This is a genomic window from Thermoflexibacter ruber, assembly GCF_900113045.1.
Classification (GTDB): domain Bacteria; phylum Bacteroidota; class Bacteroidia; order Cytophagales; family Thermoflexibacteraceae; genus Thermoflexibacter; species Thermoflexibacter ruber.
In genome coordinates, this window is the sequence record NZ_FONY01000016.1 from 1 (window position 1) to 26,217 (window position 26,217).

At 38.4% G+C, this 26,217-nt stretch carries 18 protein-coding genes; 9 read left to right on the forward strand and 9 right to left on the reverse strand.

Features of this window, described 5'->3' with window-relative positions:
- The 3 genes from BM141_RS09940 to pheS all read left to right on the forward strand — a co-directional run.
- A partial coding sequence (locus BM141_RS09940; protein ID WP_143090883.1) for a Uma2 family endonuclease occupies positions 1-255 on the forward strand: 255 nt, incomplete at its 5' end.
- 39 nt (positions 256-294) lie between these two features.
- Entirely contained in the window at positions 295-891 is a 597-nt protein-coding gene (locus BM141_RS09945) for a Uma2 family endonuclease (protein ID WP_091544757.1), read from the forward strand.
- A 15-nt stretch (positions 892-906) separates the two neighbouring features.
- Positions 907-1,950: a phenylalanine--tRNA ligase subunit alpha gene (gene pheS, locus BM141_RS09950; protein WP_091544759.1), complete on the forward strand. Its 1,044-nt coding sequence runs from the start codon at positions 907-909 to the stop codon at positions 1,948-1,950.
- Positions 1,951-1,962: 12 nt separating this feature from the next.
- Here the strand turns inward: pheS and BM141_RS09955 are convergent, their stop codons facing one another.
- Positions 1,963-3,180 carry an NADH-quinone oxidoreductase subunit D gene (locus BM141_RS09955; RefSeq protein WP_091544761.1) on the reverse strand — a complete coding sequence of 406 codons (1,218 nt, stop codon included), beginning with the start codon at positions 3,178-3,180 and terminating at the stop codon, positions 1,963-1,965.
- Between the two features lie 156 nt (positions 3,181-3,336).
- Between BM141_RS09955 and BM141_RS09960 the strand changes: the two genes are divergently transcribed.
- From BM141_RS09960 to BM141_RS09980, 5 genes are all read left to right on the forward strand, one after another.
- A complete protein-coding gene (locus BM141_RS09960; RefSeq protein ID WP_091544764.1) occupies positions 3,337-5,430 on the forward strand; it encodes a vWA domain-containing protein in 2,094 nt (697 codons plus the stop codon).
- Positions 5,431-5,557: 127 nt separating this feature from the next.
- Positions 5,558-6,442, forward strand: a complete 885-nt coding sequence (locus BM141_RS09965; RefSeq protein WP_091544766.1) for a coiled-coil domain-containing protein — start codon at positions 5,558-5,560, stop codon at positions 6,440-6,442.
- A gap of 14 nt (positions 6,443-6,456) precedes the next feature.
- Entirely contained in the window at positions 6,457-6,993 is a 537-nt protein-coding gene (locus BM141_RS09970) for a CvpA family protein (protein WP_177217333.1), read from the forward strand.
- 14 nt (positions 6,994-7,007) lie between these two features.
- Complete coding sequence (locus BM141_RS09975; RefSeq protein WP_091544770.1) at positions 7,008-7,505, forward strand: YajQ family cyclic di-GMP-binding protein; 498 nt, start codon at positions 7,008-7,010, stop codon at positions 7,503-7,505.
- A 278-nt stretch (positions 7,506-7,783) separates the two neighbouring features.
- On the forward strand, positions 7,784-8,593 hold the full coding sequence (locus tag BM141_RS09980; RefSeq protein ID WP_091544772.1) for a UDP-2,3-diacylglucosamine diphosphatase: 810 nt from the start codon (positions 7,784-7,786) through the stop codon (positions 8,591-8,593).
- Here BM141_RS09980 and BM141_RS09985 read toward each other — a convergent pair.
- The 3 genes from BM141_RS09985 to BM141_RS09995 all read right to left on the reverse strand — a co-directional run bounded on the left by BM141_RS09985 (position 8,590) and on the right by BM141_RS09995 (position 9,980).
- A complete protein-coding gene (locus BM141_RS09985; RefSeq protein WP_091544774.1) occupies positions 8,590-8,979 on the reverse strand; it encodes a VOC family protein in 390 nt (129 codons plus the stop codon). The two genes, BM141_RS09980 and BM141_RS09985, sit on opposite strands and share 4 nt — an antisense overlap.
- Positions 8,980-9,082: 103 nt before the next feature.
- Entirely contained in the window at positions 9,083-9,559 is a 477-nt protein-coding gene (locus tag BM141_RS09990) for a MarR family winged helix-turn-helix transcriptional regulator (RefSeq protein WP_091544776.1), read from the reverse strand.
- A gap of 73 nt (positions 9,560-9,632) precedes the next feature.
- A complete protein-coding gene (locus BM141_RS09995) occupies positions 9,633-9,980 on the reverse strand; it encodes a hypothetical protein (RefSeq protein WP_091544777.1) in 348 nt (115 codons plus the stop codon).
- A gap of 390 nt (positions 9,981-10,370) precedes the next feature.
- Between BM141_RS09995 and BM141_RS10000 the strand changes: the two genes are divergently transcribed.
- Positions 10,371-13,256 carry a M43 family zinc metalloprotease gene (locus tag BM141_RS10000; RefSeq protein ID WP_091544779.1) on the forward strand — a complete coding sequence of 962 codons (2,886 nt, stop codon included), beginning with the start codon at positions 10,371-10,373 and terminating at the stop codon, positions 13,254-13,256.
- Between the two features lie 4 nt (positions 13,257-13,260).
- Here BM141_RS10000 and purL read toward each other — a convergent pair whose 3' ends face one another.
- The 5 genes from purL to BM141_RS10025 form a co-directional block, all read right to left on the reverse strand.
- Positions 13,261-15,495 carry a phosphoribosylformylglycinamidine synthase subunit PurL gene (purL, locus tag BM141_RS10005; protein WP_091544781.1) on the reverse strand — a complete coding sequence of 745 codons (2,235 nt, stop codon included), beginning with the start codon at positions 15,493-15,495 and terminating at the stop codon, positions 13,261-13,263.
- 174 nt (positions 15,496-15,669) lie between these two features.
- Positions 15,670-16,821, reverse strand: a complete 1,152-nt coding sequence (locus BM141_RS10010; RefSeq protein ID WP_091544783.1) for an RICIN domain-containing protein — start codon at positions 16,819-16,821, stop codon at positions 15,670-15,672.
- 204 nt (positions 16,822-17,025) lie between these two features.
- Positions 17,026-20,628 carry a caspase family protein gene (locus BM141_RS10015; RefSeq protein WP_091544785.1) on the reverse strand — a complete coding sequence of 1,201 codons (3,603 nt, stop codon included), beginning with the start codon at positions 20,626-20,628 and terminating at the stop codon, positions 17,026-17,028.
- A gap of 392 nt (positions 20,629-21,020) precedes the next feature.
- On the reverse strand, positions 21,021-23,372 hold the full coding sequence (locus BM141_RS10020) for a TonB-dependent receptor (RefSeq protein WP_091544787.1): 2,352 nt from the start codon (positions 23,370-23,372) through the stop codon (positions 21,021-21,023).
- A gap of 68 nt (positions 23,373-23,440) precedes the next feature.
- Entirely contained in the window at positions 23,441-26,080 is a 2,640-nt protein-coding gene (locus tag BM141_RS10025) for a SpoIIE family protein phosphatase (protein WP_091544789.1), read from the reverse strand.
- Between the last annotated feature and the right edge of the window lie 137 nt (positions 26,081-26,217).

The window sequence follows — 26,217 nt, forward strand, 5'->3', positions numbered from 1 at the left end:
ACCTATGGTGCGCCTGATTTAGTGATAGAAATTCTTTCAGAAAGTACTATACACCAAGATTATGAAGAAAAAATGAAAGTTTATGGCAAATATGGAGTAATAGAGTATTGGATAGTGAATGTAGAAAAAGCAAGTATAGAGATTTATCACAATGAAAACGGTGTAATGCAATTAGCCGAGCAAGTAGCAAAAGGCAGCCCTATTCAAAGTAAGGTCATAGAAGGTTTAGTAATAAATACAGGAGAAATTTTTTAAATACTTTTTCTATCTTTGCCGAGTGAAAATTGATGCTTTATGAAACATAGTCTTTCTGAGATAGACCTTGACAAAACCTATACCTATGCAGACTACCTTACTTGGCAGTTTGATGAGTGGGTAGAGTTGATTAAAGGGAAAGTTGTGCCTATGGCAGCACCGCTTCGCCTCCACCAAAGAGCATCAAAAAGAATACAATATCAGTTTGAGCATTTTTTTAGTATAAATCACTGTGGTTGTGAAATTTATAATGCTCCCTTTGATGTTCGCTTTCCTACTAAGCCCGAGGCAAAAAAAGAAAAGGAAATTTACACGGTAGTCCAGCCAGACCTATGTATTTTTTGTGATAAAGAGAAATTAGATGATAAAGGCGGGATAGGTGCCCCAGACCTCATCATTGAGATTATCTCACAAGGTACTCAAAAAAGAGATAAAATATTAAAAAAGGAGCTTTACCAAGAGTTTGGCGTAAAAGAGTTTTGGATTGTTTACCCCAAAGATAAATTAGTAGAAGTTTTTTTATTAAATGAAAGTGGAAAATATGCAGAAGCACAAGTTTATGACCAAGAGGATAACTTGCCAACAAGCATCATTCCCCAATTTAGTGTTAATTTAAAAAAAGTATTCGAGGATTAAAGCAAAATAATTTTTATGCAAGAGCAACTCCATCAAATCAATCAAATTATTGAAGAAATTAAAGACTTTCAAGCAGATACCAAAGAAAAATTAGAAGTTTTCAAAAGCAAGTTTACAGGGAAAAAAGGGGTAATTACTGCCCTTTTTGACCAAATGAAAAATATAGCGGCAGAGAATCGCAAGGCTTTTGGGCAGGAACTTAACAAACTCAAAGACATCGCCCAAGAAAAGTTCAAAGAACTTGTAGAGGCAGTAGAAGCAAAAAGTGAAGGCAGCAGTGGTAAGCCTAACGACCTGACGCTCCCTCCCATTCCGCATACCTTGGGTTCTATCCACCCGCTCGTACAAACGCGTGCGCGCATTGTAGAGATTTTTGAACGAATTGGTTTTACCCAAACGGAAGCGACTGAAATTGAGGACGACTACCACAACTTTACCGCACTGAACTTCCCTCCTAATCACCCCGCCAGAGAGATGCAGGATACTTTTTTTATAGAAAAAAAGAAAAGTGATAGCGAAACAAGTTCGGATATACTCTTGCGAACTCATACCTCTTCGGTGCAGATTCGCTTGATGGAAAAGCAAAAACCGCCTATTCGTTCCCTAATGATAGGACGTGTATATAGAAATGAAGCTATCTCTGCCAGAGCGCATTGCTTGTTCCACCAAGTAGAAGGACTGTATGTAGATGAGAATGTGGGGTTTGCAGATTTAAAGCAAACACTTTATCATTTTGCTAAGGAAATGTTTGGTAAAGATACCAAAGTACGTTATCGTCCTTCTTACTTCCCATTTACAGAACCAAGTGCAGAAATAGATGTTACCTGCTTGATTTGCAAAGGAAAAGGCTGCAATGTCTGCAAATATTCAGGCTGGGTAGAGATTGCTGGCTCGGGCATGGTTCACCCTAACGTGTTGGAAAACTGCGGAATAGACTCAGAAAAATATACAGGCTTTGCTTTTGGCATGGGCATAGAAAGGGTAACTATGCTCAAATACCAAATCAAAGACTTACGTTTGTTTACTGAAAATGATGTGCGTTTTCTAAGACAGTTTTAAAGTAGGGTATTTTTACCTATCTACTTCTCCCATAACTAAGTCCAAAGAACCTACAATAGCAATCAGGTCTGCCAGCATTACGCCCTTGCTTAGTGCAGAAAGCACTGACAGATTACAAAACGAGCAAGCTCTGGCTTTTATTCTGAAAGGAATATCGCTATTAGGGATAGTTCGGAAAAAAAATCCTAACTCTCCCTTGGGGTTTTCCGCTCTTGCATAGTAGTCTATCTGTTCTTTGAATCGTATTTTCTTAGGAACTGCTGCTTGCGGGTCAAACTCTCGTGTGCGTTTCAAATCCGTTGTGAGCCTTAGTAAACACTGTTTGACGATTTTTAAAGACTCGGCACACTCCATTGCCCTTACATAAGTCCTGTCCCAGCAATCACCCAAAGTCCCCATTTGCCCTTGCCCTACGGGTATTTCAAAATCCAACTCAGGATAGACAGAATAAGCATCAACCTTTCTTAAATCAAATTTCAATCCTGAAGCCCTCAGCATAGGACCTGTAACTCCGTAGTTAATTGCCATTGCTAAGGGAAGCACGCCTATATTTGCTGTTCTTTCTACAAAAATCTTATTTTCTACTAACAGTTGCTGAAATTCTGTCAATTTGGGTTGTAGATAGTCTGCAAACTCTTGGCACTTCTCCTCAAAGCCTACAGGCAAGTCGTAGTAAAGCCCTCCAATCCAAATGTAGTTATACAACATTCTTGCCCCTGAAACCCATTCTAAAAGCCTCAAAATATGTTCTCTATCTCGCATTAGCCAGAGAAAGGGAGTTACCGCTCCTATATCCAAGCCATACGTTCCCAGAGCCACAAAATGAGAAGCAATACGATTTAATTCTGCCACTAACACCCTGATATACTCCACCCTCTTAGGTATCTGCTGCGTAATGCCTAACATTTTTTCTATGCCCAAAGCGTAAGCGTGTTCAGAGTTCATCGCCGCTACGTAGTCCATTCTATCCACATACGGAATAGTTTGGTTATAAGCCATAGACTCGGCGTGTTTTTCAAAGCACCGATGCAAATAGCCTATATGCGGAACTACCTCCTTGATAATCTCTCCATCAGTTATCACTTCCAGACGCAATACTCCGTGCATGGAGGGGTGCTGAGGTCCTAAATTAATCAGCATTTCCTCCGTCCTGAGCTGCTCCGCCTTGTGCTTGGTTGGCTCGGAAATAGCAAGATTTTCTTTTTTAAATTGGTATTGAATTTTACTCATCTGCTTAAATAGCCTACTTTAATTTTCCCAAATTTCTATAATTTTACAAGAAAACAAGAGCATAAGGCTTAAAGAAATGGTAAAAATTCTAAAATGATGCAGGAATGATTGCAAAAGTTATATCTTTGCTTAGGACAAACAAAAACTCTTGACTGAATGACTAATCTATTTACGGAATACTCTCCTTATTTCTTGATTTTGTGCGTATTAGTGGGTTTGGCGTATGCTATTTTGCTCTATACCAAAGAGGCACCTTGGGGACTGTCGCTAAATCGTATCTTGGCTTCTTTGCGCTTCCTATTAGTAAGTCTGATATGTTTTCTATTGCTCAATCCCTTTATCCGACTGATAAAAAACTACTTTGAGAAACCTGTAATAGTCATTGCCATAGACAATTCTCAGTCAATTCCCCTTACCAACGATACTACGGCTATCAATGCTCTTAAAAAAGAATTAGATGTATTATCTAATGAGTTGAAAGACAAAGAGTTTGAAGTAGCTATTCAAACACTGAACGAGGGAACTTCAGAAGAAAAAGTAAGCAATGTAAAGTTTGACCATCCTTCTACTAACTTAGGTAACTTACTCTCTACCGTGCAAAGTAACTACGAAAATAGAAATCTTGCAGGCGTAATCTTACTTTCCGATGGTATTTACAATCAAGGAGTTGCTCCTACCTATAGCACCTATAATATGAGCATACATACCATTGGCATTGGGGATACCGTCCCACAAAGCGATTTGAGCTTGAAAGCAGTATATCACAACAAAATTGCTTATTTGGGTAATAAATTTCCAATTTTAGCTGAAATCAATAATACAGGTTTTTTAGGAAAACAGACTTCTTTGGTGCTTTCTCAAAATGGGAACATCATAGAAAGCAAAACTTTAAATTTTACAAAGGAAAATGAACTGCAACAAGTACAATTCTTGGTAGAGGCAAAGGAAAAAGGCATGAGCCATTATATAGTAGAGTTAAAAGCCTTAGGAGGGGAGTTTACTGCTCGCAACAACACCAAGCACATCTATATAGACATTTTAGACGGTAGAGAAAAAATTTTGATGCTTGCCGCCTCGCCCCACCCAGACATCAAGGCGATACGCTCTGCAATGGAGAAAAATGAAAATTACCAAATAGATGTTTTTATTCCAGACCTCATGCCTGCTGAGCAGTTGAAAAAAAATGAGAAATACGATTTAGTCATTTTCCACCAACTGCCCTCTAAAAGAGGAGTTACTGCCAATAACCTGATGAAGGAAATCATGGCAAAAAATATTCCCTCTATTTTCATCATCGGAAGCGAAACAAATTTATTGAATTTCAATAACTTGCAAGTAGGTGTAAATGTGTTGGCAAGTGGCTTTCAGACAGACAAGGTTACTCCTGCCTTTAACAACAATTTCAATAGATTTAACTTTTCTGACGAGAAAAAGTCAGTAGTAGGAAGGTATCCCCCTATCACTGTACCTTTTGGCAACTATCGCATAGCGGCAAACTCAGAAGTAGTGCTTTACCAAAGAGTAGGGAGTTTAGTAACGGAGAAACCTCTGCTCGTAGTCAATGAAAATAATGACAAAAAAACAGCTATTGTCATTGGAGAAGGCTTGTGGCAGTGGAGATTACAAGAGTATGCTAAAAATGAGAATCAAGAGGCTTTTGATGAGTTTTTTCCCAAATTGATACAGTACGTATCTGCCAAAGAAGACAAGCGAAAGTTCAGGGTAAATACCACCCTTAGCGAATACCTAAGTACCGAAAGCGTACTTTTTGAAACCGAAGCCTACAACGACATCTACGAGAAAATCTACGGGCAAAAAATTGATTTACAACTTACTGATGAAAAAGGAAACCGTACTAACTACACTTATACCAATGCTTCCGAAGGCTTCAAGTACAAAATTAATGAACTGCCCCAAGGCATCTACCGCTTCAAAGCCAATACTGTCATAGAAGGCAAGCAGGAAAGTGCCACAGGTGAGTTTACCATCAGGGAGTTGCAAATAGAAGCACTGAACACCACTGCGGATTTTAACCTACTTAGGCAACTTTCCAAGCAGACGGGAGGCATCTTTGTAAAAAGCGAAAATCTCAATCAACTCAAAGAAAAACTGCTCACCGCCAAAGCGCAAAGCACTATCCACAGTAGCGAAGAAGTTAGCGAGTTGATTCATCTTAAGTGGTTATTTTTCTTGCTCATCAGTTTGGTAAGCGTAGAATGGTTTGTAAGAAAGTTTAGAGGAAGCTATTAGGACAAAAATACTTAAAGTTTTACTTTAACTTTTTACTGTAAAAATTTGACTATTAAGTTTTTTTACTTAATTTAGCGGTAGAATTACTTATGCCAATCGCTTACTCATGTTATTTTCTCGTAAAAATATGAATATCAATATTAGAAAAAGTATGATTTCGCAAGCAAGCCTCATTCGGATTGTAGTAATTATACTTTTGGCAGGTTTGGGGGTGTACTTGGTAGCGAAGCCCAGTCTTTCCCAAGAAGATGAGCAGATACTTCGCAATCTCGAGGCAAGTAACCAAGAACTTGCTAAAATAAATGAATCGCATTTGAAAACGATAAAAAATCGCGAAGAGGAAATAGTGGACTTAAAAAAGAGTATAGAAGAATTGAAAAAAAACATAGAAAAGCGCGACCAAATGCTCGAAGCCAAGGGGCAACAAATGAATGAAAAACAGATGACACTCTCCGAGTTAGAAAATATGATTCGCGAACTCAAAGATGATAAAAAGCGTCTGCATGACATCATAGAAACTAAAAGTAAAGAGTTAGAAGCCCTCGCCGAGAGAAGCAAAGAACAAAACAACTTGCTCAAATCTAACCAAGACCTGCTCGCAGAATCTCAGAAACAACTTAAAGAAGCCAAAGAAGAACTAAAAAGGACGCAAGATGACCTCAAAAATATTACACAATCTAATGGCAACGCACAAAACGAGGTCAAAGAACTTAGAGCGCAGGTCAATAAACTCATGGAAGAACTAAGCAACTCGCGTACAGAATTGAATAAATCAAAGATTGAGTTAAGCGATGCAAAAACGGAACTCCGCATCATCAAGGATTTGACTGCCACTACCCAAGCCAAAATGCAAGCTGAAGATACTAACTCTGGCTTGCTCAAACTTTTGGCAGTACTTTGCGTAATCATAGTATTTGTGATGTTTGTGATTTACATTTGGCAGCGTTCCCCTAATCAAAATCACTCACAGCACAATAATAATGGTGGGAACTTTAATTCTTCTCATTTTTAAAGTTTGATAGTATATTGACAGAGAATAGTATTTTTGACAATATCAGTTCCTTAGACGGAATTATTTTGCTTTTTCTGATTTTAGGAGCATACAAAGGCTACAAAAAAGGACTGATTGTAGAAATTATCTCCTTATTGATTTTTATTGTACTTTTAATTTTGATTTTCAAAGGCTTGCAAGTAGGACACGACTGGGCAGAGCTTTCTAAAAGTGTTTCATTTACAAGTTTTTTATTATTCTTTGTGTTGATAGCCTTGGCAGTGAGTTGGATAGGTAAGCTGCTCAAAACCATAGTAAAAAAAGTGCTTTTTGAAGGTTTTGACAATATTTTAGGAGCAGTATTTGGAATGTTTAAGTATGCAGTGGCGATGGCGATTCTCTTACAGCTATTTACCTACATAGGCATTACCAATGCCAATAAACTTTCCAATTCCAAATTTTATCCCTTACTTACACGCTCAGCGGAAGTTACCTCCCAAGTTCTGTCCCATATTCCTCAATATCAAGAAATGATAGAGGCAATCCAACAACAACTACAGAGAAAGTTTTAAACTGATTTACGACTATGGCATCATTTGACATTGTAAACAAAATAGACCACCAAACACTTGATAATGCTATCAATACCTCAAAGAAGGAAATTACTACGCGCTTTGATTTCAAAGACTCTAAGACAGAGATAGAATTGGATAAAAAGAACCTCATTGTGCATATCACCACAGAAAACGACCTGAGAATGAAGGCGGTCATCAAGGTTATCATAGAACGCATGGTCAAACAAGGTTTAGATGCCAAATCTTTGGACCTGAGCCAAGAGGAATACCAATCTGGTGCAGTATTGAAAAAAGAAATCCCTATCAAAGAAGGTCTGGACAAAGAGATAGCCAAGAAAATAGTCAAAGAAATCAAAGACCTTAATCTCAAAGTCCAATCTGCCATCATGGACGACCAAGTACGCGTAACAGGGAAAAAAATAGATGATTTGCAAAAAGTGATTGCTTTTTGTCGCCAAAGACAAGAGGCATGGGGTGTTCCTTTGCAATTTGTCAATATGAAAAGTTAGAGAATTTTATCGCTCTCGAGAATTGGAGAAGTAAATTTGATGACTTCATAAGGCTATATTTAGAAGCTATTTTCATAAGTACTTCAAAATTAATCTAATAAATTCAATTTTATCTACAAAGATGTGCCTTTTGCCTCCATTTATCTTCTTGCCTTCGTCAATCTAATCTTTTTTGCACAACTATTAAAAAAAGTAGTAGTGAGTTTCTAAAGATAGTCTTAGGAAAAGTTATTTATTTTGCAAGCCAACATCATAATAAAGAAAGACTATAAAAGCGTATGATTCCGCACATAGCAGATTTACAAGGTAAAAAAATTTATTTTGCCTCAGACTTTCACCTTGGTGTGCCTAACCGCAAGGAGAGTTTGAAAAGGGAGTTAAAAATTATTCGCTGGTTGGATATAGCGAGGCAAGATGCGGCACATATTTTCCTGATGGGAGATATTTTTGATTTTTGGTTTGAGTATAAGCACGTTATTCCTAAGGGTTTTGTGAGGTTTCAAGCCAAAGTAGCCGAGATAGTAGATGGTGGAGTGCCCATTAGCTTTTTTACGGGGAATCACGACTTGTGGATGTTCTCTTACTTTACTGAGGAGTTGGGAGTAAGCATATATGATAAACCACAAACTGCTCGCTTTCAGGGAAAAGATTTTTTGCTCGGGCATGGAGATGGTTTAGGGCATGGAGATTATAAGTACAAAATGTTAAAAAAGTTTTTTTTTCAAGTACGGCTTTTCCAGTGGCTTTTTGACCGATTGATGCCTTCTTATTTTGGAATGTCCTTTGGACATAGATGGTCTAAACATAGCAAACTTATCAAAGGCGACCCTCCTGCTTTTTTAGGCGATAAAGAATTTATTTGGCAATATTGCAAAGAGGTAGAAAAGCAGTGGCATTTTGATTATTATGTATTTGGACACAGGCATTTCCCTCTTGACTTAGAAGTTGGGGGCAATCCAAATGCTCCTGCGGGCAGGTATTTCAACATCGGTGAATGGGTAAAAAAGTGTACTTTTGGGGTTTTTGATGGGGAGAAGTTTCATCTCAAAACTTTTAAAAACGACATCATAGAAGATTATCTGGCTTAGATGGTAATTTCTATTCTGTTATTTTCAGGGTCTAAAACCACACTTTCGTAATAGCCGTCTCCTGTCCATCGTGCCTCACCCAATACTTTATAGCCTTCAGAACGCAGTGTTTCAGTAAGTTCATCTACTTTTTCCTTGCTTCCTACTGACATAGCAAAATGAATCAGTCCAAGATATTGCTTATCCAAGTCATTTTGATTGGCAGGAATAGTAGGAATGTGCATCAGTTCGAGTCTTGCCCCTGTATCAAAACTAATAAAGTACGAAGTATAATTTTTCTTCGGATTGGTATATTTTTCTCCTGCTTTCCCACCAAAAAAACGAGTGTAAAAATTTTTTTGGGCTTCTAAGTCTTTTACCCATAGAGCGATGTGTTCTATTTTCATTAAGAATATAATTAAGTAAAGTTTATTGAGTAATCAAAATTTTCTCTAATCTACGGGGTATAATATTAAATTAACTGCTCTACGCAAATAGATAAGTTATTTTTCAAAGAACTTCGGTCAGCAAGATTTCCTCTTGCTGAGGAAGTTTATAAGCCTCTGCAACCTCATTAATCTTCTCTATAACTTGGAAAAAATGGGCTAATTGCTCTTGAGTAAGTTGCTCTTTGACTTTGCGGTTAAACTCTTTTACGACTTGGCGTGCAAACTCTCTTTTTTCCTTTCCTTTTTCTGTAAGACAGACTAAAACTTTTCGCTTGTCTTTTTTATCTATCTGCCTGTAAATCATCTGTTCGTCTTCCATCATTTTGAGCATTCTACTCAGGCTACGTGCTTCCATGCCCATCAGGGGAGCTATTTTAGTGGCAGGCGTTCCATGCTCTTTGTCTATATTGAGTAATACATATCCTATGGAGTGGGTAACATGATGGTCTGCTCCTAAGGCATTATACATCTTGGCAATAGCTAACCAAGCGGCTTTTACGCTGAAGTCTAATGACTGCTTCTTCTTATTATCTTCCATACTTTATCCTAATCTATGACAAAGATAATAAAAAATATTATGCAAGCATACTATTTCTCAAATTATATCAAATTTAATTGGAAAGGCAAGGGCTAATATTCTTATCGGTAATCAGCAAACTTTGACTATTTCCACAGATGTCTATTTGCTTAATGATGCATTGGTGCTTGTCTGTATCGATGAGCTTCACATCGTAAATGTTACACTTTGCTTTGATAATCACTGCCCCCCCTCCCGCTACAAGCCAATGATTGTCAGAAAGCAAATTCTCACTCCAATCATTTTTACCTACTTCGCTTACTTGTATGGAAGTAATTTCCCACACCGACTCATTTACTACACTAATTCTTTGCATAGACTCAATAGCGGTATTTTCGCTTATTGAAACTATAAAAAACAAATAAAAAGCTATCAGTAGCATATTTTTAAAAATTTTGATTGAACAGGAAAACCAATAAGAAGAACTATCAGTTAGGTTGCTAATAGGTAGCTTTCGTTAGTTTTGTTAGAGTTGGATTGTAGTGATGATTTACTATGCAAAGATACGCAATCTCAGGTAGATACGTTCTATGAATACTTCTTGTATTCTCAGATATGTAAGAATGCAGAGATGATTCTACAATAAATTAACAAGATAAGTACCTGAAATAATTGATTTACAAGTGTTTAGATAATATGCTATAAATAACATAATTATTTGTTTTACAATATTTTAACTTAATAAAATGCTATTTTTAGCTTTTTTTAGGTTATTTTTGGTATTATTAAGTCAAAAGCCACATTTTAACACACCGCCAAATTAGATACAGATATGATAAGCGTTCTTTCTAAAGCTCTATTTTCGGTATTCTTAACTCTTTTTTTTACATTTTCTCTTCTGGCGCAAGTCATAGAGGAGAGAAGATGTAACTTAGAAATGACAGTACCTAACAGCGAATTTCAGCAGAAATTGACCCAACTTGTCCAAGAAAAAAAGAAAAAGCAAGCCGCCTTTCGTACAGAAGAAGACCAAGAAATATATCGCCTTCCCGTAGTTTTTCACATTATTCACCAAGGCGAGCCAATAGGTACAGGCACGAACCTCAGTGCAGAGCAGATTTATAGCCAATTCCAAGCCCTTAACTTAGATTTTAGAAGGCTTAATCCTGATACAGTAAGAACTCCTATACGTTTTAAACCTGTGGCGTCAGATACGCGTATAGAGTTTGTGTTGGCTCGTATAGACCCCGCAGGCAAGATATTAGAAGAAGCAGGCATCCACCGCTACAATGGGCAAAAAAGTCAATGGACGCAAAGCGATTTTAACCAAATTATCAAACCTATTACTATTTGGGATACAGATAGTTATGTAAATATTTGGGTTACTAATATGGCAGGTGGGATTCTTGGAGTGGCTACTTTACCTATACTATCGGGAGTCCAAGAAACTACTAATTGGGCTAACTTTGTAGGTACAGAGAGTACGGACGGGGTAATCGTAGATTTTAATGCTTTTGGGTCAAATAGTAGAGGCAATTTTTTTAGTATCTCTCCCAAGTATAATTTAGGGAGAACACTTACTCATGAGATTGGACACTTTTTAGGGCTGCTTCATATCTCTGGCGATGGAGGGTGCAATGTAGATGACTTTTGTGAAGATACGCCTCTCCAATCCAACAACTCGTTTAACTGCCAAACAGGGCGAGTATCTTGTGGGAATATTAACATGGTAGAGAATTACATGGACTACTCCGATGATTCTTGTTTGAACCTTTTTACCAAAGAACAAGCACTAAGAATGAGAACTGTGCTGGAGAATAGCCCACGTAGAGTTTCACTGCGTTTTTCAAGAGTAGGAAATATCCCTGCAAATGGGGCTTATGCCTACTTTGAAGCTACTGAGCGTAATTTATGCCCTTCGCAAACGGCAGTTTTTACTCAGAAAGCAGCGATTTTCGGCGCAAATACTAAAATTGAGTCTTTCCAGTGGTTTTTTCCTAATGGTACTCCTTCCAGTTCTACTTTGCCCAACCCACGAGTAAGATACACACAATCAGGAACTTACGATGTAATATTGATAGTGCGAAGTAATTTTAATACGGATACACTCATTCGGAAAAATTATGTAAGGATAGCCCTGCCCGATGCCAATATCCGAGCTCTTCAGCAAAATTTTGAAAACTTGGCGTTGATAGATGGGTGGAGAATCACAGGCAACTCTTGGGGAAGGACTAACATTGGGGGCTTTGGACTTAGCACGGGTTCATTTTTGGCTACTAATACCAAAGATAGAGATAAAATCTCCACCATTATTTCCCCTATACTGAATACCCAAAACAAAAGTCTTTTGCATATCACTTTTGATATGAGTTATCGTGCTATTGCTGGCAAGACCGATTCATTGGAAATCATGCTTTCTAATGATTGTGGAGAATCTTTTAAAACGATTTGGAAACAAGGAGGCAATTTCTTAGGAACGGCTGTTCAGTCGCTTTTCAGGACTACACCACGAAACAATGATTGGGAAAAAGTCAATTTGTTTGTGGACATCAGCAAGGCGGCAACAGCAAGGTTAATTTTTAAAAACATCAATTATGAAGGGAGTAGCCTTTACATAGACAATATTGCGATTACAACCTTAGACGAAAGCCAAGTAATACAGGCTAATGTTGATTTCCAAATAGTTCCCAACTTTTTACTTAAAAATGAAAGTGCAATAGTCAAAGAAAATGTACAAGGTATGCCTGTAAACTTCAATTGGAACTTTGCAGACGGCTTGCCTTCTACTTCCACAGAAAGAATTTTGTCAGTTAAATATACCTCAGAAGGTAGGAAAAATATTTCTTTGAAAGTAGATAATATGCGTTTCCAAAATGAAGTAAGTAAGCAGGCAGTACAAGTAGTTGCTGGAAATAAACTGAGCAATACAGGAAGTAAAAAATTAGAAATTAAATTTATAGGGACAAATAACTACTTAGCAGGGCATAACACATTGTTTGACAGGGCAAAGGCGGAGCATTTTACTGATTTTGGCAAGTATGAACTGCTGCACGGGGCAGATATATTCTTTGGCTATGTGGAAATCTTTAACAACTTATCAGAAGTTACTTTTACTGTTTGGAGCGAGCAGAACGGTAAGCCCAGCCAAGTCTTAGCCACTAAAAAGCTGCTACTTTCAGATATAAAGCGCGATGTGGTACGCCGCCAGCCTACCAGAATTATTTTAGATAGTCCTATTCCTGCACCAGAAAGTTTTTTTGCAGGGATTCAGCTAAATTATAGCCCATTTAGCAATGAAAAAGTAGCGATTTACACAGCAGAAACTTTGAGAAATACGGCATGGGAACTCACTGCTCAAAATATTTGGCAGCAGTACAACGAGCCTGTGGTTGGAAAAACAGGTACTTTTGCCTTTGCCCATGCCATCTATCCAATTCTCAGCCCAGAAAAAGGGCAGTATGACAAGGATTTTGCCAGTAGAAAAATCCTTCTTTACCCTAACCCCACTACTCAAAGTGTCAATATAGATTACAAAGAAGTCAAAATCTTGACTTGCCAAATCTACAATAGTATGGGGCAATTAGTAAAAAAGCAAGATTTTGAACAGTTAGCTACACTTACTAAAATTGAGTTTCCTACTATGAGTGCAGGAATTTATCTGCTTGTTTTTGAAACAGATAAGGGAGTAGCTGTGAAAAAGTTAATACTTGTAGAGTAAACCTTTAATCCAAGTAGCTCGGCAATGCTCCTTCATACAGCTTTTTTGCCTCCTCTGTAGTGATTAGCACTTGATTGTCCACGGTAAAATAGTTGTCTTTGGTAACTTTGCCTAAAAAGGTGAAATCTGTTTGGCAGTTTTTCTCAAAGGCTTCTTTTTGTTCAGGTTTTATAGAAACGACTACTCTGCTTTGGCTTTCCCCAAAAAGAAAGGCATCTTTTCTGTAAGTTGGTGAAGTCAATATGTTGAAACCAAAACCCTTGTGCATAGCAGATTCAGCTAAGGCAATGAATAAACCTCCTTCGGAAATATCGTGAGCAGACTGGATTAACTTGTTTGCAATCAATTTTTTGAGGGCTTGATGTACCGAAAACTCATAGTCCAAGTCAAACATAGGGGCAGGAGATTCCTTCACCTTGCAATAAGAATAGAGGTATTCCGAACTTGAAATGCAGTTTTTTGGCAAGCCAATTAGGTAAATCAAATCTCCTTCATTTTTAAAACTCAAAGTCATTTTGTTTTCTACACCTTCTAAAAGCCCTAACATTCCGATAGTAGGTGTTGGGTTTACGGCACTTTCTACTCCCGCCACTACATTTTTAGGCGTACTTTGATTATAAAAACTCACATTCCCCCCTGTTACAGGCGTTCCAAATTTTTCGCAAGCTGCTTTCATACCTTTGATAGCCCCCACAAACTGCCAATAAACTTCTGGTAAATAAGGATTCCCAAAGTTTAAGTTATTGGTAATAGCCACAGGTTCGCCTCCCGCACAAACTACATTGCGAGCCGCTTCGGAAACAGCAATCATGCAACCTACTTCAGGGTCAGCTTTGACATAGCGAGAGTTGCAGTCGACAGTAATGACTATGTTTTTATTAGTACCTTTTACGTTTACCACTGCCGCATCAGAAGGCTCGTTTACGCCTGTAAAGGCTGTGCCTACCATAGAATCGTACTGCTGGTAAATCCATTTTTTAGAAGCAATATTGGGGTGAGAAAGCAAGTATTTGGCAATTTTTACATAGCCTTCGGGATTAGGCTCATGAATTTTATCAATGTCAAATTTCTTATATTCTTGATAATAAGCGGGTTCTTTCCACTCTCTATAGTAAACAGGTGCGCCCCCTCCCAACACTAAGTCTTTGGCAGGAACGTCAGCGACCAATTCGCCATTCATGTAAAAATGCAAGCGTTTGGTATCAGTAACTACCCCGATTTGAGCGCAATTCAAGTCCCATTTATCAAAAATTGCCTTCATTTCTTCCTCCTTGCCTTTTTTTGCTACTATCAACATTCTTTCTTGGGACTCAGAAAGCAAAATTTCAAAAGGTTTCATATTGGGCTGACGCATAGGTACTTTGTCCAACCAAATTTCCATACCATGCTCGCCTTTGGTACTCATTTCTGAGGTAGAGCAGATAATTCCCGCTGCTCCCATGTCTTGTATGCCTATATAGAGTTCTTTATCAATAATTTCCAAAGTTGCTTCTAAAAGCAATTTTTCTTGGAAAGGGTCGCCCACCTGTACGGCAGGGAGTTTTTCTGCTGTTTTCTCAGAAATATCTTCAGAAGCAAAAGTAGCCCCATGAATACCGTCTTTGCCAGTCGCCGAACCAACTATAAATACTGGATTCCCCACACCATAGGAGGTTGCTTTGGCAATTTTCCCATTTTTCAAAATTCCTGCGGAAAAGGCATTGACAAGGGGGTTTACATTGTAGCAGTCATCAAAATAGACTTCTCCGCCCACTGTAGGAATCCCAAAAGAGTTGCCATAATCACCAATTCCCTTGACTACGCCTTTCACTAACCACTTGGTTCTTTCTAACTCTAAGTTTCCAAACCTCAATGAGTTCAGCTGAGCAATAGGTCTTGCGCCCATAGTGAAAATATCTCTATTGATACCTCCAACTCCTGTTGCCGCCCCTTGGTAAGGCTCAACAGCCGAGGGGTGGTTGTGAGATTCTATCTTGAAGCAACAAGCCAAGCCATCGCCAATGTCCACTAAACCAGCGTTTTCTTCTCCTGCTTTGGCAAGCATACGAGGAGAATCTTTGGGTAAGGTTTTGAGCCAAACGATAGAGTTTTTATAAGAGCAATGCTCTGACCACATCACAGAAAAAATGCTCAGTTCAGTAAAGTTGGGTGTTCTGCCAAGAATTTCCTTAATTTTTTCAAATTCCTCAGGCAGCAAGCCTAATTTTTTGGCGGTATCTACGGTTGGGAGTGCTTCCATTTTTTTAAAATTAGAAATTAAAAATCTGGAATCTGGAATGAGAAATGACGAACTTTTTAATTCCAGATTTTCAGATTCTACATTCCAGATTTCACCTGCAAACTTAGCTATTTTTTAAAAGAGTGGAAAAAGAAAAAGGGAAATAAATAAAGAAAGGCTATTTTGTAAAATATACTACTCCCACACCTCTTGCATTAAGCGATAGCCTATTGGGTCAAAGGTTTTCAGTTCTTGTCTGGTAAAGGGTATGTAGTAGCCTCTTCCAAAAAAAGCTACGGTCAGTTCTGCAAAATACTCGCCTTCATTATCTAAGGCATAGTGCCTGACTATCTCCCCTTGAAAATCCTCTACCTGCTCGTACTTTTTACTTTTTAGTGCATTGTTATAGGCAGCAGCTATTTTTTCTTTGAGTTCTTCTGAGAGAGAATGGTGATAAGCATGTCCCAATTCGTGCAAGATGACATTATATGGCTGGTCTTGCTGAAAGTCAATGAAGTTCTGAATATCACAAACCTCTATGGAATTAACCATTTGTGCAGGGTAGCCATTATTAACCAACCAGCCTTCTGAGATATGGCACCATGCTAAAGCTTTTCCATATTTTTTGAACTCTAACCAAATAGGTATAGTTTTTAGAAAATTCAACGGCTTTGGTTTCAAGGCTTTGGTAACTTCCTCCAATTTTTCAGAGAGAATACTCATGATTTTTTTTGTTTTTTCCTCTTTTTCTGTTCCTTTTTTGACCATTACCTTAAAGCCGTGTAAAAGTACAGCCTTGAAATCTTCTAATTTTGCCTCCGTTTCTTCTGTATCTTCCTCAAGCGAATAAATAAGTTCCATTTTCCAAAACTGTCCGCCTACACTCTCCGTATTCGCCATTTGCAAGTAACTCCCCGTGTCATCATTTAGCACATCTAAAGACTTTCCATCTCCTAACCACTTGTTAGTCAGGCGATAGTAACCGTTCCCCAAAGGAGTAAATTTCCAGAGTTGCCCAGTAACATTAGTGGTATTTGCCATTTGCAAGTGGTTATTAGTTCCATCATTTACTATATCCAATGCCTTTTCCTCACCTTGCCACTGGTTAGTCAAGCGATAATATCCATTTCCCATAGGAGTAAACCTCCAAAGCTGACCAGAAACATTCTCTACGCTTGCTAAGGTCAACTGGTCGTTTTGTCCATCATTTACTACGTCCAATGCCTTACCTTTTCCTAACCATTTTGTAGTTAGCCGATAATAACCATTTTCAAATGTTTGTGAATATATATTTGAATAAGATAGTAGGGCAAATAAAATCAGTACTGAGAAAAGAACTTGCTTCATAAAATTGAATTGATAATTGGTAAAAAGTAAAGAAAAAAAGGAAGGCTAAGATTCTATGATTTTAACCAATAAACTTCTTGCGAAAGTGTTTCTTTATCGCCTCACCCCCTGCCCCTCTCCTTCTGAGAGGGGAAATAGGTACTTTCACAAGAACTCTACTTAATAACTAAGACCATAGAACCTTTTTATTTCTCATGCAATGTTTTACAAAAACCTTGCCCTACTTGCCGCCTCAGCCATTGCCTTGTTGCCTTCAGGAGTAGTAAAATAACTCATGTGGTCGCAAGCAGGATAAATCACTTCGCTTTCTTGTACCCACTTTACACTCCTGATGCTTTCTAAACTTACTGCAATGTCGTTAGGCGAGCCAAAAAGGAAATCGTCCAATACTTTGCTTTGGATTTTGCCTAAGAGTTTTTTCAAAGCCCCATTTTCTGCTGTTCCTTCTGCCAAAAGTGGAGTGAGTTTGGTATTGCCTGCGATGATGGTGTAAGGTGTTTTGGGTTGTGCCGTTTTTGCCAAGTTCTGCAAAAAAGGCTCATTTCCATTGAGTTGCTTGAGGCTAACCCCTATTTCTTTCATGGTTTTGTTGAAAAGGAAAACCATAGGAGCGGTAGCCCATGCAAACAAGGCTATCTTACTCATTGCCATAGAAATAGCCATTTGTATCCAATCTTTAAGGGCAGAAAAAGGCGAGCCAGCATTAGGCGTACCCAGCATAATGAGGTGATTGACTATCTCGTCCCCTCGCAAGTTTTCTATCATGTATCGACTGACCAAACCTCCCATAGAGTGTGCGTAAATATGCACGTTTTTGTCATGTCCCGCTTTGATTCCGATATGCTCCAAACGTTCCTTGAAAAATTGAGAATTTGCCTCTATGGGGGTGTTGAGATTTTCGTAATCTAAGGTCAAAACTGCATCATATTTTTCTAATAATGGATTGCCCTTGTCGTCTTTTGCCAAGACTAAACTTTGAGGCATGGTTTCTGTGTCGCCAATGATGCCATGCACAAAAACAGCAATATTCTTTTTCGTTTCTATTTCGCGAGCTACTTTGTCAAGTACAAACCCATAATCTTTATCGCTGTGAAGTTGCCTCATATATTTGAAGCCATCTGCTCTGATGTCGGTTGCCATGTCCAACAAAGGATATTGGAACTCTCGTCCTAACTTTTTACTGACTACTTTTTGGAAGAAAATCTTGACCGAACCTGTCAGGCTTCGGGTTTGCGTTTCGGGGTCTATCTTGGGTTCTGCTGCATCTTTGGGGAGGTCGTCCACGCTTACGACCACTTCTCCATTTTCGTTTACTTCCGAACTTGCTTTGATAGGTAAGAAAAATTCCCCATCAAAAGTAATAGGGAAAACCACATCGCTTTCCTCTGCCTGAGCATCTAATTTGAGGTTGAAAAGCGGTTTGCTCTCATCTGTTTTTTGCAAGTTAGCAATGCCTTTTACTTCCAAAATACTTAAATCGGTGGTATCACCATCAGAGTTATTAAAGCTAATCGGTTGGAATTGAGGACTTTCTCTAAAAACCTGTGGAATAGCAAAGTCTTTAGGTTTTTGGCTTATATCTCTGGTCGCAAACTGCTGTTGTGGACTTGCCAAAGCTACCTCAATGCCCCCTGCGAAGTTGCTGGTAATGCTATTTTTACCCAACAAACCTGTAGGTTTTCCTGTCATAACTTTTTGAGGCTGAGAGGGTTGAGTTACGGTAATGAATAAGTTAAATACTGACCAATCCGCCCCTGATGCTTTTCTTACCAAACCTCTGGTCGCTGAGTCTTCGTCAGGTGTAGCAGGGAAAGGCAGAGGAGTTAAAGTCATATTTTTTACAAAATCAGGAGAAAATTCTTCTGTGCTGTAAATCAATTTAATCACTATTTTTTCTTGAAATTCTCCTCCTCTAAGCAAGTTTTCGTTTACCGTCAAATTCACTGGTGAGCCATCTAAGATGTCAAAACTTGAATTTGGAGGTAATGGACGATTGAAAATTTGTAAACTTGCCTCGCTGGTAATATCTGCCCCAAAGTTTTGCGACATCCAAATCGCTGTGCAGTAGAGTTGTTTTCCTGTATTATTTTTCACTCGCCAATACATATCTGGGGTAAGCATGATGCCTTCATACGCTTGATTAGCAAGCAGATTTAAGCCATTAGACACGTCCACTGTAACTCGTTCTTCAATTTTCTTTTCTATTTCTTTAGCATCTATAACCTCTATTACTACTGCATTATCAGAAAAAGAAGTATCAGGATTGCTCATTTCCAAAGTTTTCTCCCACTTTGCTATAGTTTGTATGTAAGCCCATGCTTTCTGTGCCATTGCACCTTCTCCTACCTGCATGGAGTTGGCTGGAGTAACTACTTGTCTGCCTTTTACATCTTTGCATACTTTTTTCCCATCTTGGTTGAGCAAAAACTCATATTTCTTAGTGAATTGGTCTTGGGAAACAACTACCCTGTATTTGGCTTCGGCAGGATTGTCTGTAAACTTGGCGTAAGGCTGGCTTCCACCATCAGTTTCCACCATGTTTCTCAAATATTTGGTGTCCTCTTCTGAACCTTCCATGTAAAACAAAGTAGGTTTGACGGAAGAAGACGTTAATTTTGCCTTGTAAATCGCATGGAGGTCTGGAGAAAAAGGAGTGCGTTTGGGGTGGTCTTGAAATTCTATCTTGCTGTAATCTTTTTCTACTTTGGTAATGATAGCCTTTGCTACATCATTGCCTTTATTTTCATCAGTCATCAACTTATATTCCTTATTCCCAGAGGCATCAGCAAAATTGAAGACAGAAAGAATATTGGGGTCGGAAGGAGAGGTGTTTTTGGGCAACCCTTGCATCTGCCCCATATTTACCACCCAACTTTTTACGTCATCTCTGTAATAAATCCTCAAAAAATCTTCTTTGGGAGGCAAACCACCTAAAAAAGTATTGTCCAAACTTGCTAATTGCATTGCTCCCTCTATCTGCGTAGGTACGCAAATCTCGATTTGTGGGTTTTGCTCAGGCACAAGGCTAATGACTTTTGCCTTCACCTTGGACATCAAATCCCCATAGCTCAAATCCCCTTTGGCAGATTTCAAAGTTTCTATCAAAGAAAAGTTAAAAGCACCGCGTTTTTGACCGTCCAGTATAGTTTCTTTGGCAAACTCATTGGCGCGTGCGGCTGCCAAAGCCACGTAGTTCCCTCGCTTCATGATGACTTGCCCGTCTGCACGTATCTGGTAAAAACCTTCATTAAAGCCCAAATATTCATTGATTTTACGCATCTTGTTTGCTGTAGGGATTTGGCGAGTGGTGTACTCCACCTTAGAAGGGGCAGCACTGCGCGTTCCCGAACCCGAGTGGCAACAATCCATGACTACCAAAATACGCGGATTTTTGGCACTGACTTTCCACAGCAAATAGCCTATCTCTTTATCTACCAAATCACCTACGCCTCCGCTTTCTGTACGGCTGTCCACACAAACCATAGATTCATTGAGTTTATCTGGCTCCATTTGCCAAAACTCAGGGGGAGCAACTTCCTGCGCTCCATGCCCGCTGTAGTAAAAAAAAGCATCATCTTGGTGAGTCGCCGAGCCAAGATGCTCCAAAAAACCTTTGACAACATTTTCCTTAGTGGCTTCGTGGTTTAAGAGTTTCAAGACTTTGAGTTCAGTATTTTCTGATTGACAGCGAAAGTCTAAAAATTCGTGCATAGCGTTCACATCGTTCACACAGCCATTGAGTTTATGGCTGGCAATAGGATAGTCATCAATGCCGACCAAGAGCGCGTAAATAGTTCGTTTGGACATATTTTTATTGGTTTGTTGAAAATTTGTTGTGAGTGAGAGTACGAATCGTAAGTTTAGCAAAATTTACTTTGAAAAACCAAGATTTAGGTAGGAAAAGTTAAAACTTGGCTTATTGGCTTTTATTTTTCGTTCCCCCAAAACCTATTTTGTTTAGGTACGCTTTAACTTCACTTAATTATTCAACAGGCAGTATCTTGCTATCATGGAAAACGAAGACAACACAAGCAGAAGTAGAGGGGGCAGGGGTGAGGCGATAAAAAATACTTTCTAAAGAAGTCTTATGTACTTTCTGAATACTTCCACATTATTTTGCTATTTTATCTTTTAACAAGTTTGGCAAGGAGTTTCTGAACACTCTGCCAAATTAGATTTTTATTTAATCGGATAATTATTTAAAAATCAACTTTATACAAAAAATAAGGTAGGAAAGGGAACTGATATTCTGTATTGATGTCTTTGATGCTATTATCATAGTAAAGTCTAAACACATTTTCACGATTGGTGAGGTTTTGTATGTCTATGGCAAAGGTTCGAGAATAGTTTTGCTTATCCTTTTTCCAACTCAGACGCAGGTCTGTGCGAAAGTAATCAGGGAGTTGTGCCTCATTGACCTTGTCTGCAAAACCTACCTCCCTACCTGCTCTGCGAGATGCTTCTAAGTTGATAGGGGTGTATCGAAAGCCACCTGTATAGACTATGCGAAGGTTTATGCCTAAGGTGTGTACTTGCCTATTTTTGTTTAAGAGCCATTCTTTCCCAGTGGTGAGGCTATGAGCAAATTTGCCGTTGAAGCGAGTATTTCGCTCTTTCCCATCAGCGGTCGTATATTTGGATTCGTACAAAGAAGAAGAAAAAAGAAAATAGTAGTTGTTACTAAAAAATCTTTCCAAAGTCCACTCCAATCCGTAGTTTCTACCCTTCCCCTTATTTACCAAAGAGTCAGTTACAAAACCACTTAGTTGATTGAGGATAGAGAAAGTACTTGTAGGATTAGGATTAATAGGCACATTAAACAGAGATTGATGATAAGTTTCTATCTTACTTCGCCAATTTTCATTCATTACCCAGTCATAGCCCAAGACGAAATGATGAGATTTGGTAAAGTCTAAATTAATATTGGCTTGATTGATAGAACGGTCGCTTGCTCGAACATTAGCAAAATAAGTTCCTATGGGGTGATGCTGAGCATGTAAGCCATAGCCCAGCGTAATAGCATGTTGAGGGCTTATTTCATAGCGTAAAGATGCTCTTGGTTCAAGTGTATATTTTTGATTAAGACCAAAGTATAAAAAATGTAGCCCTGTTTGAAAAGTAATAGCTTCATTGATTCGGTATTTCCATTGGCTATACAACTGCCAAAGCATTGCCCTATTTTTTTCTAAGAGATTATCTCTCAAAGGTTGGTTTTCCGCAGGACGCGAGCGGTTGAGCAAGTCGTAGCCTATATTTTTCAGGAAAAATCCTGAACGCCAAGTACTTTTTGCATTGAACTTGTGATTGAGCATAGCTGAGAAAGTAATCCTATGCTCAAAATATCTATTATTTCGGTTTTCGAAGAGTTCGTAGCGGTTATTGTACCTTTTTTCTATGAATTGATTTCCACCGTCAGAAAGGGCAAGCATTGTTTTTAGGTAGGTATTAGTGCGAAAATTGTAAGTATGGGTAAAGCCGATGACACCCATTTGATAGTCATAACTTCTTTGATTCCTTAAACTTCCATTTTGTTTCCAACGAGCAGAGTCAGCTACAGCCTGTACGAATTGCTGACTTATACCTCCCAATCCAAAAATAGTGAAACTTCCTAATGTTTTCGTGGGAAGATGAAGGTTAAATGATAAGTCTTGGAAAGTAATCAAGCCACTTCTCAAGGTTACTACTTTGCTTACTAAACCTAAGGTTGAGTACCTGTAATTGATTAAAAAAGAGGCATTTTTGTTTTTAGAAAGAGGAGATTCTACGGCAATATCCAATCCTATGACACTAATTTGGGTTGTAATTTCGCGTTTTTCGTTATTGCCTTTTCTTAGTTTCAAGTCAAATGCGCCAGAGATAGCATTTCCATACTCTGCGGGAAAGGCACTAGTCATAAAATCTGAATTGGCTAAGACCTGCGCACTCAACATACTAATACCCCCGCCTGCGGAGCCTTCGCTTGCAAAGTGGTTAGGGTTGGGAATATCAATGCCTTCTAATCGCCAAAGCAAGCCGACAGGAGAGTTTCCACGAATAATTATCTGATTATTAGCTTCCGAAGCCGCTATTACGCCTGCATAAGAAGCCGCCATGCGCAAAGGGTCATTGAAGGCAGCGGCATAGCGTTGAGTTTCTTCCACAGAGAAGGTACGCCCGCTAATGGCTATCATCTCGTTCAAAGGTTGGCTTTTGGAGGTTTCTGCAAGTACTGTTACAGCATCCATTTCTTTGAGTGATTCTGTAAGTTCTATGGTCAAAATCACTTCTTTGCCTGCATTTACTTGGAGTTCTGGGATAGCAAAGTCTTCATAGCCTACAAATTTGACTTTCAACAGGTGTCTGCCTACAGGGACTTTCTCGATGCGAAAATTTCCCTGCTCATCGGTAGCTGTTCCAAGCATAGGAGAGGTTTGAGGTAAGAAAACCATCGCCCCTACTAACGCCTCATTAGAGGCTTTGTCTATGACTTTACCTCTGATAGTTTGGGTAATGAGCTGACTGTAAGATATATAGGGGAAGAGAAGAATAAAAATAAGTACATTTTTTTTCATATTTTATTGGCGAAATAAATAAACCAGATGCCAATAAAGCCTATCAGATGTAATAAGCGGCAAAACACTTACATTTTGATACCTATGATAGTAATATCATCTCGTTGTTCTACATCTTTCATGTGTGTATCTAAAATTTCCTCTAATCGTTGCTTTTGCTCTTCTGTGCTAAGAGAGGCATTGGCTTCGATAATTTCTGAAAGTTTAGACGAAGTAAAGCGATGTCTTTCTGTATCGTTTTGGTCTGCAAAGCCATCAGTAGTAAGGAAAATCATATCTCCCTTATTCAAAATGATTTCGTGGTTTTGGAAAGGGTGTTCTTTTTTGTACTGCCCTCCGATTGAGCGTTTTTCACCTTTGATGATTTCCAACTTGCCTTCATCTTGTCTATAATACAAAAGAGGTCTTTTGGCACCAGCAAATACTATTTTGGTTTGCCCGTCCAAGAGTTTTTCTATCGTGCAAAAAGCTACGTCCATGCCGTCATCGTTCATCTTTTCGTACTGCTTGAGTGCTTCTCGGAAGCGTGCATCTAATTGTTCTAACACAAGTGCAGGTTTGTAATAGGTAGTATCAGCCCCTCTCTTACTCAAACCCACCAATGAAGTTTCTACCTCACTTAGCAAGTAACTTGCTATTACTGACATAAATCCACCGGGTACGCCATGTCCCGTGCAATCAATCAGTGCAAAAGAAGTCCATGTTCTTCCGTCAGTAATGATTGGATTGTGTCCGAGCCAATAAATATCGCCAGATACTATGTCTTTGGCTCTATAAATGACAAAGTAATCGTCAAAAAAGGTACGCATCTGGCTTTCCGAAGGCATCACAGCCTCTTGGATAGTTTGGGCATAGCGAATACTATCAGTGATATTTTTATTTTTACTTTTAATAACATCGTAAGCATTGGCATTAGAGAGTGCAACAGAAACATAAGATGCCAAAGTTTGCATCATTTTCAGGTCTATGTCATTAAAAGCATTTTTTTCCAGACTTTGAGCAGTAATTACGCCTAATATCTTATTCTCAAAAGTGAGCGGTAGGTAAATCATAGACTTAGGGGTATGCTCATCTATTTTAATTGGTTTTTTAAAATAGTTCCTATATTGCATTTCTAAGTTATTGATAGTTACTGGCTGGTTGTTTTTGATACACCAAACACCAAACTTGTCCTCCTCGTCCATGTACTCAAAGTGGTCTTGCTGTGCCTCTCCTTTTACAAAGTCTAAAAACTCGATTCTTGCCTCTGCCTCATCATAAATCCCTACACCAAAGAAAGAGGAGTGAATCAAAGAAGCCATGTTAGAATTGGCGGTTTGTACCATAGTACGAAAGTCCAAAGTAGAGGTTACTTTTTGCCCTATACTACTGATATTCTTAATGTTCTCGTAGGCGTGTTGTATTTCTTCTTTTTGTTTGCGAAGACGCTTAGATAGAAAATAAAATCCTACCACCAACCCTAAGAGAATTATCCCTGCGATAATAGCTACATAAAGTTCTATTTCTAAAATATGAAGTTTTTGGTCTTCTTTTTTAATTCTTTCACTTTGCTCAAGAATAATTTTCCTTAGTTCTTCTACTACCTTGTTAGACTGGTCTTGTAGTGCCTCAAAGGTACTATCATTCTCAATGAGAGCATCTTCTAAATTCCTCAGATATACTTTCAATGCAGAGCGTTGGTCAGGACTAATTTCTTTTTCATTTCTGAGTTTTTGAGCAATAGATTCCATTTCCCCACGAATCACCGTGCTTTTTTCCATAAGGAATTGCTTTTTGAACTCCAATTCATTAATTACCTTCTTAAAATCAGCACGATAATCTAAAATTAGCGAATCAAGTTTTACTTGTGCAGGTATTATCTCTACCTTAGTAGCATTTTCAGAATCTTTGGCGCGAATCACCAAGAATACATAGTTCCCGTTGGCATCTACATTGAACTTGCTAATCTCAAATCCATTAATTTTAAATTTATCTACATGAATATCAGAAGTTACTACTTGAAATCTTCCTTCTTTATCAGTTTGATATTCTTTTTCCTCTACTTTGACTTTTAAATTGCTTATAGGAGAATAATCCTCTTGGAACAAAACCGTTACACTAAAGAGTTGGGGGTTGCTTTTATCATCGATATGGCTACTTTCCGAACCGCTGTGCGTTATGGCAGACTTGATAGTATAGTAACCTCTACTTTTATCATAAGTATAGCTTTCATTCCCTATGATAACTCCTTCTATATCAAACTTAATATTCTCATTTGGTTCTATCTGAGGGGGCAGATCCATGATAAACTCCCCGTTATTATTGGTAAAAACAGGGCTGACTTCACTTACTCCTGCCAATGAAACAGCGATATTTCTCACGATTTGCCCTTGGTTGCCTAAGAGTTTACCTGTAAGAAAATTATTAGAAGAATATAGGGAGATTTGGATTTCGTCGCCTGCTAAATCCCATTTTTTTAGCTTATATCCTTTTTTTAAAGCTCTTACCTTTTGTGGTTTAGCCCCTTTGAGTGCAAGTGTATTAAATTCTCCTTTGGCGTTAGAAGTAAGGCTCACACTATCATTTATCGTAACTTCTACTCCTTGCAAGGGTTTGCCTTTATCATCTCTGACCTTGCCTGTAATGATGCGGTTTTGAGCAGATAAAAATGAATTGTTGAAAAAAACAACAGATAAAAAAAGGGATATGAAAAGGAATCTTATTTTCATTAGTAATCAACCAAATGTCTGCGATAACTTCGTGCAAATATATTCTAAAGGGGAATTTGCTATTTTCCCTTACAAAATTAGGGAAATGATTTTTCTTTCCTGCAAAATAAAAATTATTTTATGTATTCCCAAAACAT

Coding starts and splice junctions, on each gene's coding strand:
- BM141_RS09945 (WP_091544757.1), top strand. CDS start 295: ATGAAACATAGTCTTTCTGAGATAGACCTTGACAAAACCTATACCTAT.
- pheS (WP_091544759.1), top strand. CDS start 907: ATGCAAGAGCAACTCCATCAAATCAATCAAATTATTGAAGAAATTAAA.
- BM141_RS09955 (WP_091544761.1), bottom strand. CDS start 3,180: ATGAGTAAAATTCAATACCAATTTAAAAAAGAAAATCTTGCTATTTCC.
- BM141_RS09960 (WP_091544764.1), top strand. CDS start 3,337: ATGACTAATCTATTTACGGAATACTCTCCTTATTTCTTGATTTTGTGC.
- BM141_RS09965 (WP_091544766.1), top strand. CDS start 5,558: ATGAATATCAATATTAGAAAAAGTATGATTTCGCAAGCAAGCCTCATT.
- BM141_RS09975 (WP_091544770.1), top strand. CDS start 7,008: ATGGCATCATTTGACATTGTAAACAAAATAGACCACCAAACACTTGAT.
- BM141_RS09980 (WP_091544772.1), top strand. CDS start 7,784: ATGATTCCGCACATAGCAGATTTACAAGGTAAAAAAATTTATTTTGCC.
- BM141_RS09985 (WP_091544774.1), bottom strand. CDS start 8,979: ATGAAAATAGAACACATCGCTCTATGGGTAAAAGACTTAGAAGCCCAA.
- BM141_RS09990 (WP_091544776.1), bottom strand. CDS start 9,559: ATGGAAGATAATAAGAAGAAGCAGTCATTAGACTTCAGCGTAAAAGCC.
- BM141_RS09995 (WP_091544777.1), bottom strand. CDS start 9,980: ATGCTACTGATAGCTTTTTATTTGTTTTTTATAGTTTCAATAAGCGAA.
- BM141_RS10000 (WP_091544779.1), top strand. CDS start 10,371: ATGATAAGCGTTCTTTCTAAAGCTCTATTTTCGGTATTCTTAACTCTT.
- purL (WP_091544781.1), bottom strand. CDS start 15,495: ATGGAAGCACTCCCAACCGTAGATACCGCCAAAAAATTAGGCTTGCTG.
- BM141_RS10010 (WP_091544783.1), bottom strand. CDS start 16,821: ATGAAGCAAGTTCTTTTCTCAGTACTGATTTTATTTGCCCTACTATCT.
- BM141_RS10015 (WP_091544785.1), bottom strand. CDS start 20,628: ATGTCCAAACGAACTATTTACGCGCTCTTGGTCGGCATTGATGACTAT.
- BM141_RS10020 (WP_091544787.1), bottom strand. CDS start 23,372: ATGAAAAAAAATGTACTTATTTTTATTCTTCTCTTCCCCTATATATCT.
- BM141_RS10025 (WP_091544789.1), bottom strand. CDS start 26,080: ATGAAAATAAGATTCCTTTTCATATCCCTTTTTTTATCTGTTGTTTTT.